At 39.0% G+C, this 20,456-nt stretch carries 16 protein-coding genes; all 16 read left to right on the forward strand.

The annotated features are described in order from the left end of the window. Window positions 1-123 precede the first annotated feature (123 nt). The 16 genes from FNLLGLLA_RS03280 to FNLLGLLA_RS03355 all read left to right on the forward strand — a co-directional run bounded on the left by FNLLGLLA_RS03280 (window position 124) and on the right by FNLLGLLA_RS03355 (window position 20,432). Window positions 124-1,509, forward strand: coding sequence for a nucleobase:cation symporter-2 family protein (locus FNLLGLLA_RS03280; RefSeq protein WP_021148373.1), 1,386 nt, complete (start codon window positions 124-126; stop codon window positions 1,507-1,509). Between the two features lie 204 nt (window positions 1,510-1,713). Next, window positions 1,714-2,901, forward strand: a complete 1,188-nt coding sequence (locus tag FNLLGLLA_RS03285) for a RuBisCO large subunit C-terminal-like domain-containing protein (protein WP_077708587.1) — start codon at window positions 1,714-1,716, stop codon at window positions 2,899-2,901. Between the two features lie 105 nt (window positions 2,902-3,006). Further along, on the forward strand, window positions 3,007-3,813 hold the full coding sequence (locus FNLLGLLA_RS03290) for an MBL fold metallo-hydrolase (protein ID WP_156697641.1): 807 nt from the start codon (window positions 3,007-3,009) through the stop codon (window positions 3,811-3,813). Window positions 3,814-3,815: 2 nt separating this feature from the next. Then, window positions 3,816-4,295 carry a 23S rRNA (pseudouridine(1915)-N(3))-methyltransferase RlmH gene (gene rlmH, locus FNLLGLLA_RS03295; protein ID WP_077708586.1) on the forward strand — a complete coding sequence of 160 codons (480 nt, stop codon included), beginning with the start codon at window positions 3,816-3,818 and terminating at the stop codon, window positions 4,293-4,295. A 111-nt stretch (window positions 4,296-4,406) separates the two neighbouring features. Beyond that, a complete protein-coding gene (locus FNLLGLLA_RS03300) occupies window positions 4,407-4,862 on the forward strand; it encodes a CBS domain-containing protein (protein ID WP_174892255.1) in 456 nt (151 codons plus the stop codon). A gap of 163 nt (window positions 4,863-5,025) precedes the next feature. Further along, window positions 5,026-6,330, forward strand: a complete 1,305-nt coding sequence (gene tig / locus FNLLGLLA_RS03305; RefSeq protein ID WP_174892256.1) for a trigger factor — start codon at window positions 5,026-5,028, stop codon at window positions 6,328-6,330. 36 nt (window positions 6,331-6,366) lie between these two features. Next, window positions 6,367-6,960, forward strand: coding sequence for an ATP-dependent Clp endopeptidase proteolytic subunit ClpP (clpP, locus tag FNLLGLLA_RS03310; RefSeq protein ID WP_004696517.1), 594 nt, complete (start codon window positions 6,367-6,369; stop codon window positions 6,958-6,960). A gap of 12 nt (window positions 6,961-6,972) precedes the next feature. Then, window positions 6,973-8,226, forward strand: coding sequence for an ATP-dependent protease ATP-binding subunit ClpX (gene clpX, locus FNLLGLLA_RS03315; protein ID WP_008601448.1), 1,254 nt, complete (start codon window positions 6,973-6,975; stop codon window positions 8,224-8,226). 65 nt (window positions 8,227-8,291) lie between these two features. Then, entirely contained in the window at window positions 8,292-10,601 is a 2,310-nt protein-coding gene (gene lon, locus FNLLGLLA_RS03320) for an endopeptidase La (RefSeq protein WP_156697640.1), read from the forward strand. Continuing rightward, window positions 10,601-11,299 carry a ribosome biogenesis GTP-binding protein YihA/YsxC gene (gene yihA, locus FNLLGLLA_RS03325; RefSeq protein WP_024062006.1) on the forward strand — a complete coding sequence of 233 codons (699 nt, stop codon included), beginning with the start codon at window positions 10,601-10,603 and terminating at the stop codon, window positions 11,297-11,299. The genes lon and yihA overlap by 1 nt, the downstream gene beginning before the upstream one ends. Then, entirely contained in the window at window positions 11,296-12,267 is a 972-nt protein-coding gene (locus tag FNLLGLLA_RS03330; protein WP_156697639.1) for a polyprenyl synthetase family protein, read from the forward strand. Before yihA ends, FNLLGLLA_RS03330 begins: the two co-directional genes overlap by 4 nt. Window position 12,268: 1 nt before the next feature. Then, a complete protein-coding gene (gene tatC / locus FNLLGLLA_RS03335) occupies window positions 12,269-13,159 on the forward strand; it encodes a twin-arginine translocase subunit TatC (RefSeq protein WP_101928841.1) in 891 nt (296 codons plus the stop codon). Window positions 13,160-13,179: 20 nt separating this feature from the next. Further along, window positions 13,180-15,837, forward strand: coding sequence for a valine--tRNA ligase (locus FNLLGLLA_RS03340; RefSeq protein WP_156697638.1), 2,658 nt, complete (start codon window positions 13,180-13,182; stop codon window positions 15,835-15,837). A gap of 12 nt (window positions 15,838-15,849) precedes the next feature. Beyond that, on the forward strand, window positions 15,850-17,157 hold the full coding sequence (locus FNLLGLLA_RS03345) for a bifunctional folylpolyglutamate synthase/dihydrofolate synthase (protein ID WP_101928843.1): 1,308 nt from the start codon (window positions 15,850-15,852) through the stop codon (window positions 17,155-17,157). Between the two features lie 9 nt (window positions 17,158-17,166). Further along, the gene (locus FNLLGLLA_RS03350; protein WP_101928844.1) at window positions 17,167-18,405 is read left to right on the forward strand and encodes an O-antigen ligase family protein; all 1,239 of its coding nucleotides are present in this window, start codon (window positions 17,167-17,169) and stop codon (window positions 18,403-18,405) included. Between the two features lie 521 nt (window positions 18,406-18,926). Further along, window positions 18,927-20,432, forward strand: a complete 1,506-nt coding sequence (locus FNLLGLLA_RS03355) for an acetyl-CoA hydrolase/transferase family protein (RefSeq protein ID WP_101928845.1) — start codon at window positions 18,927-18,929, stop codon at window positions 20,430-20,432. Window positions 20,433-20,456 lie beyond the last annotated feature (24 nt).

The raw sequence follows: 20,456 nt of genomic DNA on the forward strand, positions 1-20,456 counted from the left end.
CTTTTGCCCCTAGCCATCAAGGTTCCCACGTGAAGTCGATGAGATTTCTAAACTCTATCATGTACGATAGTATGACTATATTGTTTAACTAGTAACTAAAACGTAAGATATGAGGTGATTCTTATGAGTAAAGGTGCATCTGGTGTCGACCATGTAGATGGTATGCTGCCAATCCCGCAGTTATTCGCTTATGGTTTACAGCACGTTCTGGCTATGTATGCTGGGGCAGTAGCTGTACCAATTATTATTGCACAAGCTATGCATTTGCCAATTGAAGATTTAATTCGTTTGATTACAGCTGACTTATTTACATGTGGTGTAGCTACATTGATTCAAACATTAGGATTCGGATCAGTTGGCGGGCGTATTCCTCTTATTCAAGGTGTTACATTTGCTTCTGTAGGCCCTATGATTATGATTGGTCAACAGCATGATATCAATACGATTTACGGTGCGATTATCGTAGCTGGTCTCTTTACATTCCTTGTGGCACCATTTTTCAGTCGTTTGATTCGGCTATTCCCACCTGTAGTAACAGGTACTATCATTACTATTATTGGTATCAACTTGATGCCAGTAGCTGTTAACTGGATGGGGGGTGGCGTAGGCAATAAAAACTTTGGCGATCCACTATACATAGCTCTTGGTGTAGCTACATTTGTTCTCGTTATATTAACTTATCGATTTGGTAAAGGTTTCCTTGGTAATTTGGCAATCTTAGTTGGCCTTATTCTCGGTACAGCCTTAGCTATGATTGTTGGTATTACAGATTTTTCAGAGGTAGGACGTTCTCAATGGATTTCTGTTGTAACACCATTCTATTTTGGTCTTCCAACCTTTGACTTTGCTTCTATTGTATCTATGATTATTGTAATGCTCGTAGTTATGGTAGAAACAACTGGTGATAGTATTGCGGTAGGTGAAATTGTAGATAAACCTATTGGTCAAAATGAATTGGCTGCGGTACTTCGCGCGGATGGCTTGTCTACTATTATTGGTGGTATCCTTAATAGTTTTCCGTATACAGCATTTGCTCAAAACGTAGGTCTTATTGCTGTAACACGTGTTAAGAGTCGTTTCGTTGTAGCAGCATCTGGTGTAATTTTAATTTTATTAGGCCTTTTCCCTAAATTAGCCGCTATCGTAGCTTGTATTCCAAATGCTGTACTAGGGGGCGCAGGGATTGCTATGTTCGGCATGATTATCGCCAGTGGGATTCGTTCTCTTGGTAAAGTTAGTTTCGATGGTAACTATAACCTGATGCTAGTTGCCATTAGTATTGGGGTATCCATGATTCCTCTTGCAGCACCTCAATTCTATACACACTTTCCAGCATGGGCTCAAATTCTGTTGAAATCTGGTATCACAGCTGGTAGTATAGTAGCTGTTATTTTAAATGTAATGTTTAATGGTTTTGGTTATAAAACTGTTAACGAACCTAATCGTGCGACTCGTAAATATCGCCACTTCACACGATTCAAAGGTTATCCTAAACATTTCTACCAATAAGATATAGTTAGACGAGTTTACTCTCATGCGATTATATGTATTGTCTCTCACAGTAGAAACCTTGTTAGTATAGGTAAAACATCAATATATATGGTTTCGTTTGTTAAAAAGATCTCACTCTGATTTGGAGTGAGGTCTTTTTTTATGGAATCGTATACTACTTTGGTATATAATTAAATAATATTATTGCAAAGGAGACGCATTATGAAAGACGAGCGATTTATAGTTACATATAGAATAGAAGCGAGTACATATGAAGAAGCAAAATCAATTGCTTGGGCTGTTCAAGTGGAGCAAACTATAGAATTTCCTTATGAGTTTGTAACGGATCCATACATTAAAGAAACTATTACTGGTCGACTAGAATCTCTTGAACCTATAGTAGAAGACTCTCCTTATATCAATGTAGGTGTGATGCCAAATGCTGTAATTGACACCTCTCGTTACTATTTGGCTCGTATTTCATATCACGTAGATACCACGGCCTTAGAGGCTACACAATTTTTAAATGTTGTCTTTGGTAATTCTTCGTTACAGCCACATATTTGGGTAGTAGATATTGAACTATGTCCAACACTTTACGATGTGTTTAAGGGACCACAATTTGGCTTACAAGGAATTCGTCGATTAGTGGAAACCCCGACGCGTCCAATGATTCAAGCCGTTGTAAAGCCGATGGGCACACCGAATGTAGAATTGGCTCGTATGTGTGGCGCTTACACACGTGGTGGTGCAGATGTCATAAAGGATGATCATGGTATTTCTAATCAGTCCTTCTCTCAATATAAAGATCGTGTAAAACGATGTGCTGCTATGGTACAGGAAATGAATGCTGTACATGGTACACATACTTTATATGCTGCAAACGTATCAGGTGATGGTACAGATGTGTTAGAACGCGCTTATTTTGCCAAAGAGGCTGGTGCTACAGCTCTCATGGTGGCTGCAGGTCTCGTTGGTTTCGGTTGGTTACACAAATTAGCTACTGATGAAAACTTACGATTGCCCATTATTCATCATCCAGCTTATTCTGGTGGATTTGTAAGCCCTGGTGTATCTGGAGTAGCTGACTATTTACAACTAGGTTTATTACCTCGTATCTTTGGGGCTGATATGCCAATTTTCGTATCTTATGGTGGACGCTTTACTTTTACAGAGGAACAATGCAAGAGGATTTCCTCTTACATTAAACAGCCATTAGGTTTGATGAAAGCAGCTTGCCCGGCACCGGGTGGTGGTGTTACAGATGCTCGTCTTAATGAACTCGTTGAGCTGTACGGAAATGATACTATGTTCCTCGTTGGCGGTGACATGTTCCGTCGAGGATCAGATATTGAGGCTAATATGTCGTACTTTGTAGAGCGTTTGACTAAATTATCTGAAAGAACGTAATAATAGCTTGAATTTAAATGAGTTAATACAATATTTAACTAAATAACTAAGCTATTGACTTTTACAGAAATAATAGATTTATGATTAAGTATATGGAGTGTTTTGATGAGTGAATCCTCATCGTTGGAGGTCCATGTCCTTGCCAGTGGTAGTAAGGGCAATTGTACAGTGATAAAAAAAGGGAACTCCGTCATATTACATGATGTAGGCATCAGTTGTCGACGCATTGTCAATGGGTTAAAAGAATTACAAATTGATATGGCACAGGTAGAGGGTATATTTGTCAGTCATGAACATAGTGATCACATTGCGGGACTACAACAATTACTAAAACGATTTGATATTCCTGTGTATACGAAGCAAGGCACCTGGCGTGAAATCCAAGATAAGTTAATCGTGCCAAAGAATCGATTAATCGAGCTTACAAAGGGCAGTTTGACGTTGGGGAGTCTAATTGTGGAACCTTTTTCGGTAAGTCATGATGCGGCTGATCCAATTGGTATAAATGTGTTTGCTGGGAACGATAAGGCAACTATTGTCACTGATACAGGCGTGATTTCAGATGATATTTTACGTAGAATTGATGATACGACTCTGTTAGTGCTAGAGGCGAATTATGATCCTCATATGTTGCGATTCGGACCATATCAGCCGTTTTTGAAACAAAGGGTGGCTAGTGATGAAGGTCATTTGAGTAATGAAATGGCTGCGCAAGCACTACTCATGATGAAACGTCCTGATTTTATGCAAGTTATATTGGCCCATCGTTCTGAAAATAATAATAACTCTGTCCTTGTTACCCAAACTATTGGCAAAATGCTTGTTGATGGTGGTGTTCGTATTGGACCTGAAATGAAGTTACAACATGGTCAGCCTAATGAAATTGTGTCCATCCAATCTGTGAAGAGGTAAAAATGAGATTTTATGTAGTCTGTATCGGCAAATTGAAGGATGTTTATTTACGTGAGGGCGTAGCAGAGTTTGTGAAACGCATGCGCCCCTATGGTGGCATTACAATTACAGAGCTGAATGAAAGTAAAATTGGAGATAAGCCGAGTAATGCGGATCGCAAACAAGTCGTTGCAGAAGAAGGAGACCGTTTATTAAAAGCGGTCCCTAAAAATGCGTATACCGTATTACTTGACGTGTATGGCAAACCAATGTCCTCTGAAGAACTCGCTAAGACGGTATCTAAGCTTGAGGTGGATGGTGTTAGCGATATGGCTTTCATTATTGGTGGTGCCTTTGGGGTGAGTGATATATTACGTCAGGCTGTAAATTATAAATTATCTTTTAGCCCTATGACTTTTACTCATCAAATGGTTCGATTGCTACTTGTAGAACAAATTTATCGAGCATCAAAAATCAATCGTAATGAACCTTATCATTGGTAAAAGACGTAGACTTAAAAATTATTTGTATAATACTTTCAGAAAAAAGGAGTTTTATTATATTGTGGCGAATAGTATAATAAAGCAAGATGTATTTGTAAGGAGGAATTCACTATGAAAATCCAAGAAGTAATGAATAAATACCCTGTTACTGTTGGCAAAGATGCGCCGATTTCTGATGTAGTTGATTTATTGGTTAAATATAATTTAACAGCTGTGTCCGTAGTGGATGATGATAATAAGTTGTTAGGTATTATCTCTGAAGGTGATTTACTTTATAAAAAAGTACGTCCTCATGTGCCTCATTATGTTAATGTATTAGGCGCTAGCATCTATTACAATGGCATCGGTGAATACAATGCTCAATTTAAAAAATTATTGGCATCTCACGTTCATGAGTTGATGACTGATGAAGTAATTACAACCACACCGGATAAAGATGTAGAAGAAATTGTATCTGTTATGCTTGACCAACATTTGAAAAATGTGCCAGTTGTAGATAAAGAGTACCGTTTGATTGGAATTTTGTCTCGTCGGGACATTATCAAATTGATTGCTAAAGATAACTAATTGGCATAATTATGTTAAATATGTAAAGACCACCCGTTTTGGGGTGGTCTTTTAGTGTATATTGAGAAGAATTGCATTGACCTTGCATTTATGTTATTATTAGGAGTGCATAATATACTACAGAAATTTGGGCATATTGCCCTTCGAGGAGGACATATTTTAAATGAAAGCAACTGTAAATCCTGTTGATCAACACGTAGTAACGTTAACTATTGAAGTACCTGCAGCAGAAGTAGATAAGGGCATTAAACAAGCTGTAAAACGCATTGCAGGTCAAGTGAACATCCCTGGCTTCCGCAAAGGACATGCGCCTCGCCGTATTTTGGAAATGAACTTCGGTAAAGAAGCTATCTTGGAAGAAGCGTTTGAAGTATTGGCTAGCCAAAACTATAGTGCTGCACTTCGTGAAAATGATATCGTGCCTGTATCTGAACCTGAAATCGAACGCGAACAATTCGAAGAAGGCAAAGATTTGATTTTCAAAGCTACTGTAACTAAACGCCCTGAAGTTAAACTTGGCGATTACAAAGGCTTAGAAGCAGATAAACAAGATGCTACAGTATCTGATGAACAAATCGAAGAACAGTTGAACAATATTCGTGAACAACAAGCAAAAATGGTTGTTGCTGAAGAAGGCGCTACAATTCAAAAAGATGACTTCGCAGTAATCGACTTTGCTGGTTCCGTTGATGGTAAACCTTTTGATGGTGGTGAAGGTAAATCCTATCCATTACAAATCGGTTCTGGTAGCTTCATTCCTGGCTTCGAAGATCAATTGATTGGCGCTAAAGCTGGTGATGATGTAACTGTAAAAGTAACATTCCCTGAAGACTACTTCGTAGCAGAACTTGCTGGTAAAGAAGCAGAATTCAAAACTCATATCCATGATATTAAACGTAAAGAATTGCCTGAATTGAATGATGAATTCGCAAAAGAAGCAAGCTCTTACGAAACTATTGAAGAATTGAAAAAAGATCTTCGCACTAAAATGGAGGAAGAAGCTTCCCGTCGTGCAATCGATACTTACAATGCTGACTTGATTCAAACAGCTGTTAAAAATGCAACTGTAGAAATCCCAGAAGTAATGATTAAAGATCGCGTAGAACAAATGATTCAAGAATTGGCTATGAATATGGAAGGCCGTGGCTTGAAACTTGATGACTACTTGAAATTCTCCAATAAAACTATCGAAGATTTACGCTCTGAATACAAAGATTCCGCAGCTGAAAACGTACGCGCTGATTTAGTATTGGATGCTATTGCAACTGCTGAAGGTATCGAAGTAACTCCAGATGATATGAACCGTGAAATCTTCATTATGGCTCAAAACTTTGGGGCAGCTCCTAAAGAAGTTTGGGATATTATTGCAAAAGAAGGTCGTGTAGCTATGTTGGCAGGCTCTGTAGCTCGCAAAAAAGCAGCTCGATTCATTATTGATAATGCAAAAGGCGCTGAAGCGGCTGAATAATAGTTTGCTCAACTGGGTACATGAAAAGGTGATTACATGTATGTACCAATCGTAGTTGAACAAGGTGAACGCGGAGAGCGTTCCTATGATATTTACTCTCGCTTGTTAAAGGATCGCATTATTTTCCTTGGTGGCCCCATCGATGATAATGTGGCAAATGCGGTTATTGCGCAAATGTTATTCCTAGAAGCAGAGGATCCTGATAAGGATATCCATTTGTACATCAATAGCCCTGGCGGTGTTGTAACCGCAGGTATGGCTATTTATGATACGATGCAATATATTAAACCAGATGTGTCTACTATTTGTGTAGGCTCTGCAGCGAGCATGGGCGCTGTGCTTTTAACAGCTGGCACTAAAGGTAAACGATATGCATTGCCTCATGCGCGCATCATGATTCACCAACCATTAGGTGGTGTACAAGGACAAGCATCTGAAATTGAAATCCATGCCCGTGAGATTCTTCGCATGCGTGAAGAGTTAAATGGTATCTTAGCTTCTCGCAGTGGACAAGATATTGAAGTAGTAGCTCGCGATACAGACCGCGATAACTTCATGAGTGCTCAGGATGCCGTTGAATACGGCTTAATTGATGAGGTGCTCACAAGAGAACCTGTAGAAAGCAAGTAATGGAGGCGCCCCTTGGCAAAAGATAAAGACACTATGCGCTGCAGTTTTTGTGGACGCACAAGCGAGGAAGTCCGCAAATTAGTGGCGGGGCCTAACGTGTATATTTGTGATGAATGCGTTGAAGTTTGTGAACGCATCATTGCAGATGAGTTGGGTGCGGTTGAGACGGACGACTTTAATTTAAAAGAATTGCCAACGCCTAGAGAAATTAAAGCTCATCTTGACGAATATGTCATTGGTCAAGATGATGCTAAAATCTCCTTAGCCGTGGCTGTATATAATCACTACAAACGTTTACAAACAGATAATGTAGTTGATGACGTAGAATTACAAAAGGCTAATGTTTTATTCATTGGTCCTACTGGTAGTGGTAAAACACTATTGGCTCAAACCTTAGCGAAAATGCTAGAAGTACCATTTGCTATTGCAGATGCTACAAGCTTAACTGAGGCTGGGTATGTAGGGGAAGATGTAGAAAACATCTTACTCAAAATTATCCAAGCTGCAGATTATGATATAGCTCGGGCTGAACGTGGCATTATCTATATCGATGAAATTGATAAGATTGCTCGTAAGTCTGAGAACCCTTCCATTACACGTGATGTGTCTGGTGAAGGCGTACAACAAGCATTACTCAAAATCTTAGAAGGTACTGTCGCTTCTGTTCCCCCACAAGGTGGTAGGAAGCATCCTAATCAAGAAATGCTTCAAATTGACACTACGAATATTCTCTTTATTTGTGGTGGTGCATTTGATGGTATGGATAAGGTTATTACTAAGCGTACCGCTAAGAAAACACTTGGCTTTGGTGCAGATGTACAGCGTAAAGAAGAACGCAATGTATCGGCTATCTTAAAAGATGTTGTACCTGAAGATTTATTAAAATTTGGCTTGATTCCTGAGTTTATTGGACGTTTGCCAGTAATGGTGACATTAGATCAATTAGACAGAGATGCGTTAATTCAAATTTTGACAAAGCCTAAAAATGCATTAACAAAACAATATGAAAAAATTCTATCCCTTGATGGTGTAGAATTAACTTTCACTGAAGATGCATTAGAAGAAATCGCTGATGAAGCTTTACAGCGAAAAACAGGTGCTCGTGGTTTGCGTGCTATCATTGAAAAGGTGATGAAACGTGTAATGTTTGAGGTTCCTTCCATGCCGGAAGTAACTAAGTGCATTGTGAATCGTGAATCCGTATTAAGCACAGGTGAACCTATACTCAAAAATGAGGCAGACCAAGACATCCAGTTGAAATCGTAATTCGAAGAAACTCATTTCTGTGTAGGAATGAGTTTCTTTTCATAATATATATACCTGGAGGAAGTATGAATTTACTCGAAGTTGGGATCCCTACCGTACCTCTCAGAGGCATGGTAGTATACCCGAATATCGTGATTCACCTCGATATCGGTCGAGACAAATCCATTAAGGCGGTGGAAGCCGCAATGAATGAGGACCGCATTTTAGCCGTCGTAACTCAAAAAGATGATGCTGTAGATGCGCCAACAGTTCATGATTTAGCCCAAATGGGTACATTAGTAAAAATTAAACAAATGTTGCGCTTACCAGGTGGTATAGTACGTGTTCTTGTAGAGGGCATCACTCGTATTCGTCTTATGAATATTACTAGCATGGACCCTTATTATATAGGAGACTATGAACGAGTGGCGTCTGAATTTGAAGACGATGTAGAGCTTGAAGCTTATCGTCGTTTGGTTCAAGCTAAATTTGGCGAATGGGCAGAAGAAGCTAAATCAGTTACTGATGAAGGTGTAACGCGCGTTATGGAATTACGCAATCCTTGTGAATTAGCTGACCAAGTTGCATTTCTATTGCCTATTAATAATTTGAAACGTCAAGAGTTACTTGAAGAATTATCTGTGGCTCGTCGTCTTAACATGATTGTAGGCATTTTAAATATGGAATTACAAATCTCTGATTTGGAAAATTCCATCAATAATCAAGTGCGTCAATCTATGGAAAAAGCGCAGAAGGAATATTTCTTGCGCGAAAAAATCCGCGTTATCCACGATGAGTTGGGTGATAAAGGAGATCCCGAGGAGGAGGCAGAAGAACTACGAGTTAAGTTAAAAGCACTTAACCTAAGTGAAGACGTACATACGCGTATTGATAAAGAAATTTCTCGTTACAGCCGCATGCCTCAATTGATGCCGGAAGCAACAATTTTGCGCAACTACTTAGATTGGGTATTGGCATTACCGTGGAACGAATTAACGGAAGACCGTTTAGATATCAAGGGCGCTTATGCTATGCTCGAGGCCGATCATTATGGCCTTGAAAAGGTTAAGAAACGCATTTTAGAATTTTTAGCGGTTCGTAAATTAACCGGTAAAAATAGTGGCTCTATTCTTTGTTTAGTAGGCCCACCAGGCGTTGGTAAAACCTCTTTGGCTACCTCTATTGCTAAAGCAATGAATCGTAAGTTTATCCGTGCATCCTTAGGTGGTGTTCGTGATGAAGCTGAAATTCGTGGACATCGACGTACTTATATTGGTGCTTTACCTGGTCGTATGATTCAGGGGTTAAAAAATGTAGGTACTAAGAATCCTGTATTTTTATTGGATGAAATTGATAAATTAGCATCTGATTATAAAGGCGATCCATCTTCAGCGTTATTAGAAGTATTGGATCCAGAACAAAATAGCACATTTAGTGATCACTTTATCGAAGTACCGTTCGACTTCTCTGAAGTTTTCTGGATTACTACGGCTAATGTAGCATCTAATATTCCTGGTCCATTGTTAGATCGTATGGAAATTATTGAGTTGTCCAGCTATATGGAAGAAGAAAAACTAGAAATTGCTAAGCGTTACTTAACACCTAAGCAAATTAAGAAAAATGGCCTTGAAGATTACAAGGTTAAATTATCTGATGCTGTGTTAAGAAAGGTAATTTCCGAATATACTCGCGAAGCAGGTGTTCGTACTTTAGAGAAAACAATTGCTAAGATTTGCCGTAAGATTGCTTTCAAAGTAGTTGAAGAAGGCGGAGACGCACCAAAAGTCACTACTAAGAATCTTCACGAATTCTTAGGCGCACCAATCTTTGTTGACCAAGAGCGAGAAAAGAAAGCACAAGTTGGCTATGTAAATGGATTAGCTTGGACATCTGTTGGTGGTGTAGTATTACCATGTGAAGCTACAACTATGAATGGTACCGGTAAATTGGCTTTAACTGGTAGTCTCGGCAAGGTTATGCAAGAGTCTGGTCAAGCGGCTATGAGTTATATTCGCCATAATGCAAAAGCTTTAAAGATTGAAGAAGATTTTTATAAAAAGCTTGATATTCACGTTCACTTGCCAGAAGGGGCAACCCCTAAAGATGGTCCTTCTGCAGGTATTACAATGACATTAGCTATGGTATCTATTTTGACTAACCGCAAGGTTCGTTCTGATATTGCCATGACTGGTGAAATCACATTGCGTGGCCGTGTATTACCAATAGGCGGCTTAAAAGAAAAATTATTAGCAGCCTTGTCTCATGGTATAAAAGAGGTGTTGATTCCAAAAGGCAATGAAAAGGATATTGCAGAATTACCTGACATTGTGAAAGAAGGCCTCATCATTACGCCAGTTAAGACAATGGATGAAGTATTAGCAAAGGCACTTGTGTAATGCAAAAGAAGAAAAAATCCACTAAACCAATGGGCCCAAAACCACAATATACACGAAAAGAACCAAAGGGGCCTCGTATTATAGCTGCAAAATATAATACTTCCTGTGTGAAGGCGGATCAATATCCTGAAGGGGATACTGTAGAAATCGCCTTCCTTGGACGCTCTAATGTGGGCAAGTCTTCGTTGATTAATTCTTTATGTAACTATCGTGGGTTAGCCCTCGTTAGTGGTCAGCCAGGTAAGACTAAGACGATAAACTACTTTGATATTGAATCAAAAGAGGATATTTCTGAAACCGAGGAACGCAGATATAACTGGTTTCTCGTTGACCTTCCTGGTTATGGTTTTGCAAAGACAAATAAAGGAAACCGCAATCTGTGGTCTTCCTTTATTGCCGATTATATTTTACATTCTGAACGATTGATGTTGTTGTGTTTACTTATCGATGGTCGCCATCCTGAAATGGCCATTGATAAGGTGGCCTTTGATTGGCTCGTCGAAGCTGGTGTTCCGTTACAAATTGTAGTGACCAAGGCCGATAAATTGACGGCTAAAGAAAAGTCTGCAAACTTGTCTATTATTAAAGAGCTATATCCAACGGCTACCCCGCCGATTTTGTACAGCTCTTTAAAGCATACTGGGCGTGAGCTTTTACAACAACGAATCAATAAAATTTTGGTAGGAGATGAAGCATGAGTCAAACGAACGAATTAGAGATTATGGAACGCATTGCTCTAGATTTAGAGCATGTCGAAGAGTCTCTTGCATCATCTTTTAATACCGGTGCAGAGGACTTCAATGCACTGATTCGACCGTTATCAGCAGCAGGTGGTAAGCGTTTGCGCGCTCAATTGTGTCTATTGATTGCTAATGCAGGTACATCTATAGAGCGTCAACGCATTAAAATTGCTGAGGCTGTTGAAATGCTTCATTTAGCAACACTTATCCATGACGATGTTTTAGATCAAGCTGAAATTCGCCGTGGGGAGGATACAATTCACATGCATAAAGGTAATAAGGTAGCTATCCTTAGTGGTGATTATTTATTTGCTAAAGCATTTAAAATCGTATCTGAAATGACGAATATGAAGTATCTTCAAATATTCTCTCATATTATTACATGCCTCGTAGAAGGTGAGTTCATGCAAATGGAAGATGTATATCGCATCGATCAAGGCATAGAGCGTTATATGACAAAGACGCAAAAGAAAACAGCAGACTTCATGGAAGGCTGTATGGAGCTTGGTGGTCTCTTAGGAGATTGGCAAGAGGATGAAATTATAGAGTTGAAAAAATATGGTCATGCATTAGGCATGGCATTCCAAATTACAGACGATATTATGGATTATCGTGAAACAGCGGAAACAACGGGAAAGCCTGTAGGGAATGATCTTCGAGAGGGACTATTGACGTATCCGTTATTAAGCATCGTTAACGATGGTAATAAAGATAAATTGCTTGAAGATATTAAAGGCTTAAATAATGGTGGTAATGAGCAAGACATTATTGATTATGTTATTGCTCAAGGTGGAATTGATAATACATTAGCTGTAGCTGATAAATATTGTAAAGATGCTCTAGCGGCACTCGCTGCAGTGCGTGATTTCCCAGGGAAGGAATTTCTTGTGATGGCTGTAGAAAATCTGGCTGATAGAAAGGTATAATATGGAACCATTCGAACCAAAATCGGATTTCGAATATCCCATGCAAAAACCTTCTTTTGATAGTGTAGTTCGTCAAAAACGGCGTGAAGCAGAACAAAAGTCTGAGCAAGAACGATATAAGGTGGCAACTCAACACATTCCTGAGGATGTGGAAGATGAACCAGTTTATACGGCTATAGAGCAGAAGATGATGGATGAAGCAAGGGAATTGTCTCTTGTAGGACATCTTTCAGAGCTGCGAAAACGATTGATTATAATAGCTGTAGCAGTTATTGTGGGAACTTGTATTTCTTATTATTATGTAGACTTATTATTGGAAATACTCCTAAAACCGGCTGGCAAGCTCTATTATATGAGACCTACTGAAGCATTTTTTACATATATGAAGGTGTCTGTTGTAGGTGGCTTAGTCATAGCCGCTCCCATTATATTGCATCAGATTTGGCTATTTGTTAAGCCTGCACTAACTGTGCGAGAAAAGCAGCTATCTAACTGGATCTTACCAGTAGCAATTGGTCTATTCGGGATAGGTATTGTATTTTCTTATTTTCTCGTATTGCCTGCAGCAGTGAGGTTCTTTATGGGCTTTGCTACAGATGAATTACAGCCGATGTTTTCTATTGGTCAGTATATGGACTTTGTATTATCCTTTGTACTGCCCTTTGGATTTATCTTTGAGTTGCCGTTGATCTTAATTATTTTGGGATATTTCAACTTAATTACATCACGCTTTTTAAAAACGAAGCGAAAGATATTTATTCTTATATCCTTTATCATAGGTGCTGTCATTTCACCTACACCGGATATGTTCTCGCAAACGATGATTGCATTACCTATGATATTGCTATATGAAACAAGCCTATTTGTATTGGCTAAAATTATGAAGCGCTAAGGAGTCTTTTAGGAGGAACGATGAAAACCTACGAAAATTTAACCACATATAATCCTGGTGAAATAGAAGGCAAATGGTATTCTTATTGGGAAAATCAAGGATACTTTCACGAAGAAGTAGACACGAATAAAGAGCCATTTAGTATCGTATTACCACCTCCTAATGTAACTGGTATGTTGCATATGGGGCATGCCCTTGATAACACATTACAAGACATCCTCATCCGTTTCAAACGCATGCAAGGCTACAATGTATTGTGGATGCCAGGTACAGACCACGCTGGTATTGCTACACAAATCAAAGTAGAAGAGATGCTTGCTAAAGAAGAAGGAAAATCTCGCTATGATTTGGGCCGTGAAAAATTCGTAGAGCGCGTGTGGGAATGGAAAAAAGAATATGGTGATACTATTGTAAAACAAATCCGTAGCCTTGGCGCATCCTGTGATTGGAACCGTGAGCGATTTACTTTGGATGAAGGGTATTACCATGCAGTGCGCGAAGTATTTGTAAGTCTTTATGAAAAAGGTTTGATCTATCGCGGTGAACGCATCATCAACTGGTGTCCTCGTTGTGCCACTGCGTTATCTGATGTTGAAGTTGAGCATGAAGATGAACATGGCCATTTATGGCATATTAAATATCCTGTAAAAGGTGAAGATAATCGTTTTGTTGTTGTTGCTACAACTCGTCCAGAAACAATGTTTGGTGACGTAGCAGTAGCAGTAAATCCTGATGATGATCGTTATAAAGATCTCATTGGTAAAACATTGATCTTGCCATTTGTTAATCGAGAAATTCCTGTAATTGCCGATGACTATGTAGATGCTAGCTTCGGTACAGGCTGTGTAAAAATTACACCTGCTCATGACCCTAATGACTTTGAAATGGGCCAACGTCATAATTTGGAATCCATCGTTGTTATGAACAATGATGCAACAATGAATGAAGGTGCTGGCAAATTTAATGGCTTACCTCGTGAAGAAGCGCGTAAACAAGTAGTAGCAGAACTTAAAGAATTAGGCCTACTTGAAAAAATTGATGATCATGACCATGCAGTAGGTCATTGCTCCCGTTGTAATACAATCATCGAACCAATGGTATCTAAACAATGGTTCGTAGATATGAAACCATTGGCAGAGCCCGCTCTTAAGGTTGTTAAAGACCACGAAGTAGAGTTCGTTCCTGAACGTTTTACAAAAACATATGTGAACTGGCTTGAAAATATCCGCGATTGGACGATTTCTCGTCAATTGTGGTGGGGCCATCGCATTCCTGCATGGTATTGTGATGACTGTGGTGAAACTATCGTTAGCCGTGAAGATATTACAGAATGTCCTCATTGCCACGGTCATGTTACACAAGATCCAGATGTTCTTGATACATGGTTTAGCTCTGGTTTATGGCCGTTTGCCACAATGGGTTGGCCTAAGCAAACTCCAGAACTTAAACAATGGTATCCAACAAGTGTGCTTGTAACTGGTTACGATATTATCTTCTTCTGGGTTGCTCGTATGATCTTTATGGCTCTTGAGTTTGAACATGAAATTCCATTTAAACATGTATTTATTCATGGTCTTGTTCGCGATAGCCAGGGCCGTAAAATGAGTAAATCTTTGGGCAATGGTATTAATCCGCTTGAAGTTATCGACCAATATGGTGCTGATGCATTGCGCTTTACTCTTGTAACTGGCAACACACCTGGTAACGATATGCGTTTCTATATGGAACGTGTTGAGGCTAACCGTAACTTTGCCAATAAGATTTGGAATGCATCAAAATTTGTATTGATGAACCTTACTAATTATGATGAAAGTTTCGTTCCAACAGCAGATGATTTGACATTAGCAGACCAATGGATTGTTCAAAAATACAATGAAACAGTACAAAGCGTAACATCTAATCTCGATAAATTCGAACTTGGTGAAGCGGCAAGTTCCGTATATGATTTCATTTGGAATACGTACTGCGATTGGTACATTGAATTAGCGAAACCTCGTTTGTATAGTGAACGCGACGAACGTGATCGTCGTACAGTTCAATATTTACTTGTAACAATCTTACGTCATATGCTCGAATTATTACATCCATTCATGCCGTTCGTAACTGAACATATTTGGCAACATTTGCCACACGAAGGGGACAGCATCGTTGTTACTAAATGGCCTGAAGCATTGAAATTCGATAATCTTGAAGGGGCAGCACGTCAAATGGAAGTTATGATGGATGCTATCAAAGGTATTCGTAACATGCGTGCTGAAATGAATGTGCCTTTAGGTAAAAAAGCTGAGGTTATCGTAGCGCCAACAGATGAAGCATTAGCTAAAACTGTAGCAGAACATAGTGACTACTTCGTAACATTGGCTTGGGCTGAGAAAGTAACAATTCTTGGTACCGATGATCCAAAACCAGAAAATGCGACTGTAACCGTTGTCAATGGTATGGAAGTATATCTCTTACTTAAAGACTTGATTGACGGTGAAAAAGAAAGAGAGCGTATTGCAAAGGAAAAAATCCAAATGGAAAAAGAAATTTCTCGTTTGGAAGGTAAATTGTCTAACCAAGGCTTCTTAGCAAAAGCTCCTGAAGCTGTAGTAGCAAAAGAAAAAGAAAAGTTAGAAGAATATAAACAAAAACAACAAGCGTTATTGGAACGTGAAGCGTTCCTTGAAACCTTATAATAGGAGGTTTATATGACATATCAGGAGGCCTTAGCCTATTTGGAGCAGGCATCTTCATTTGGTATTAAACCTGGCCTTGAACGAATTACGGCTCTTATGGATGTGTTAGGGAATCCACAAGAAGATTATAAAATTGTTCATGTTACAGGTACAAATGGTAAGGGCTCGGTTACCTCATATATTTCCTACGCACTGTTTACAAGTGGATTACGGGTGGGGCGATTTACATCGCCTCACCTTCAATCCTATACGGAGCGTATTCAAATTAATGATGGAAATATAACAGAGGAAGCCTTTGGGACATTAATTAGTCGCGTAAAGGTTGCCGTAGATACTATTATTAACAATGGAATAGAAGCGCCAACACAATTTGAAATATTAACAGCTGCCGCATTTTTATTCTTTAAGGAGCAAGGTGTAGACTATGCCGTAGTAGAAGTTGGTTTAGGGGGCTTACTAGATTCTACTAATATCGTGACTCCAAAAGTATCTGTTATTACTAATGTAACAATAGATCATCAAGCATATTGTGGTGATACTGTCGAGGAAATTGCACGCCATAAAGCGGGGATTATTAAACCTAAGGTGCCTGTAGTGACAGCTGCACAAGATACACCTCTTAATATCATTGAGGACGTAGCTAAAAAACGACATGCCAAGCTTTATGTTTTTAATAAAGATTTTGGTATTGATAGCCGCAGCGCTGTAATGGGTGGTCAAATGATTACGGTTAGTTCTAACAATGCTGCACCTGCTATGTTGTTTACGACGATGGCTGGCATTCATCAATCTGTAAACCTCGCTTGTGCATTGATGGCCGTACGCCTGTTGATGAAAGAGGATACGAACATCAGTGAAGAAACAATGCGTGAAGGATTTGCCCGCACTACGTGGGCGGGGCGCTTTGAAGTTAAACGAGGCTTAGATCGTACCTTTATATTTGACGGTGCTCACAATGCGGCAGGGGCTGAGTCTTTTGCCATGACGTACAATGAACTATTTAAGGACACACCGAAAACGGTGGTAATGGCTATCCTTAAAGATAAAGACCAAGAGGCTATTATTCGTGAAGTGGTTAAATCTGGCGACACAGTCCTCGTTGTACCTGCACCAACAGATAGAACAGAGGTACCTGAGAGCTTGGTTGAAGTGATTCGCCGTACTGTGCCTAAGGTGACGGCTCAAACTGCAGAATCTGTTGAGGCTGCGTTAGCCTTAGCATACAAACATACAAAGAATGGTGATATCATTGCTGTATGTGGTTCTTTATATATTCTAGGGGATGCTCGTCAGTGGTTTTTCCATGAGATGAGTCATTGAGGTGAGATTATGGAGCTCTCACTCATTCCTAATCAGAAACGAATTACTTTTTATATTGAACGATTAATCTATGGTGTTGTCATTGCGATGCCACTTCAGCCAATGGTGGGAGATGTACTTCTCTGGTTGGCCATAGGTCTAGCATTATATGATTTAATTTCTAGTAAATCATTGAGTCTGCCGACCGGTTATCTATCTTGGACTGTTATGATCTTTGTTATCTGGACAGGTATATCGTCGTTAATGTCACCAAACTGGGATTGGTCTATTCAGAGTTGGTTCTACCAAATTGTGGCGGGTGGGGGCATGTACTATTTAGTTCGTACCTATATTCGAACACCTAAACAGTGGAACTATTTTCTTCGTGCCTTTTTAGGTACAGCCCTTCTTGTATGCATAATCGGGGCCTATCAGTATATATTTGTTCCTAATATACATATAAAAGAATGGGTTGATGCAGCACAATTTCCTAAATTGATGCGTCGAATGGCGTCTACATTGCAAAATCCTAACTTGTTAGGGGCTTATCTATTGATGGTATTAAGTGTATGTATTAGCTATATTCTTGTTTATATGAAAGAGAATCGTACTCGTGAAGTTGTTACAATGCTGATTATTGGTATTGTATTATTTTTAACGATGTTATTAACCTATTCGCGTGGTATTTGGATTAGTTTTGCGGCCATGATTCTGTATTGGGCTATTTTCGTAGAACGAAGACTATTCTTATCTTTGTTAGTGGTACCGCTAATTCTATACTTCTATGAAGGGGAAGTTGCTTCGCGACTTTGGTCTATATTCCAAGGTCATGATACGTCATCAGATCTTCGCTGGGCTCTATGGGACAGCACAATGTATATCGTACGAGAAAATCCAATCTTTGGTATAGGGTGGAATACATTCTACTTAGTTTATCCAGAGTATAACTATTACATTCAAGGTCCTAATGTGTTGATGTATCATGCCCATAATTTATATTTAAATATATTGGCTGAAACAGGTATTCCTGGCTTGCTATCATTCCTAGCAGTTATCGTCGGTCATGTTATTACATCTGTTCGTTTGAAAGGGGATATGTTCCGACAAGCTGCACAGATAGGTATAGGTGCTTTAGCTATCGGAGTCCTTTTTAGTGGATTGTCTGATTTTGAGCTCTATAGCCATCAAGTTACTATTGTTTTTTGGCAACTCCTTGGTTGGGTTGGGGCCTTTGTGAAAGTACAACTTTCCACAAAGAAACATATGTAAAAGGTACATTTTGTATAATCAGTAAGTTTTATGGTAGAGATATAATTTCATAGTATGGTATAATTTATATATACCTTAGCAGGGTAAGCTTAAGTATATTTAACCGGTTTTCTAATGTTAGGATAATTGAACATTATTGCTTGCATTTGAAAACCGGTTTTTTGTATATCTATATTTTTATAGGAGGTGTAGCAGTCAGTTTTGTATATATTATTTTTTTTATATTGATAAGGCTCTATATGTTGTATTGAGATAGTTCGATATGCATAAAAAACAACAATATATACTATTAAAATGATAATTCCTGTGAGTTATATCGGTGTGAATAAAACTTATGTGAAAATGTAAAAACCTATGCGTTTTAGTCATAATGCACAGTCGAAGTGTGATAAAAAATACATTTTAGTCATATAAGTTGACAATACATTGGATGTGGACTACGATGAAGTCGGTTTAAGGAACGTATTAGACCAAAGAGATTCAATTGTCGTTTAACAATGTTACTCTTAAAGGAGATGGTTATGGTGATAGACATCAAAGACCGCGTAAAAAATGTGGACCTGCAAGGTAAAATTGTCACTGCTTATGATGCAGCTCAGTTGATTAACCCTAATGATAAAGTTGGTATTTCCGGCTTTACACCATCGGGTTATGCAAAAGTTGTGCCATTGGCATTGGCAGAAAGAATGGAAAAAGAACCATTCAAAATCGATTTGTGGACAGGTGCTTCTGTAGGTGATGAAGCTGATGGTGCGTTAACTCGTGCTAATGGTATTAATCGCCGTTTTCCATATCAAACCAATAAAGATATGAGAAAGGCTTTAAATGGTGGAGATGTTAAATACATCGATATGCATTTAAGCACAATGGCACAAAATATTCGTTATGGATTTTTCGGAGATTTAGATGTAGCAATTATTGAAGTATGTCAAATCAACGAAGATGGTTCTTTAGTACCGACTACCTCTGTTGGCAATTCTCCAACATTTGTTAGTCAAGCTAAAAAGGTTATCGTAGAGGTAAATGTATCTCAACCATTATCCTTAGTTGGTATGCATGATATCTATGAACCGTTGGATCCGCCACATCGTAAACCAATTCCGTTGGAACAGGCCGGCGATCGCATCGGTACAGAAGCAATACCTTGTGATCCTAGCAAAATTATTGCTGTGGTTCCAAGTGATGTACCTGATACAACAAGACCTTTAGCTGCTATTGATGATGATGCAAAGGCAATGAGTCAACATCTTATCAAATTCTTTGAACAAGAAATTGCAGAAGGTCGTTTGCCTAAAAACTTGCTTCCGTTGCAATCCGGCGTAGGTTCTGTAGCAAATGCGGTAATCAGTGGCTTGGCTCAAGGGCCTTTCACAGATTTATCTATTTATACAGAAGTAATTCAAGACGGTATGTTTGACTTGATCGATGCTGGTAAAGTAACTGTATGTTCCGGTACTGCATTGAGTCCTTCTCCAGATGGATTGAAACGTTTCTATGCGAATATTGATGAATATCGTAAAAAAATTATTCTTCGTCCGCAAGAAATTTCCAATAACCCTGGTATTGCTCGTCGTATTGGTGTCATTGCCATGAATACTGCTATCGAATTTGATATTTTTGGCAATGTAAACTCTACTCATATTATGGGTAGCAAAATGATGAATGGTGTTGGTGGTTCTGGTGACTTTGCACGTAGTGCATATCTCACTATCTTCTGTACCAACTCCGTTGCTAAAAATGGCGACATCAGTTCTATCGTTCCATATGTATCCCATGTGGATCATCCAGAACATGACACTATGATTTTCTGTACAGAACAAGGTGTTGCTGACTGTCGTGGTTTGAGCCCAGTGGAAAGAGCTCGTTTGATTATTGAAAAATGTGCTCACCCAGACTACAAACCTATGTTAACTGAATACCTAGAAAAAGCATTAGCTGCAACAAAGGATGCCCATACACCAATGTTGCTTGATGAAGCTCTTTCTTGGCATAAACGCTTCACAGAAACTGGAAGCATGAAAAAATAACCTGTTTTTTTAGGAGGATGATGA

Source organism: Veillonella parvula, assembly GCF_902810435.1.
Classification (GTDB): Bacteria; Bacillota; Negativicutes; order Veillonellales; family Veillonellaceae; genus Veillonella.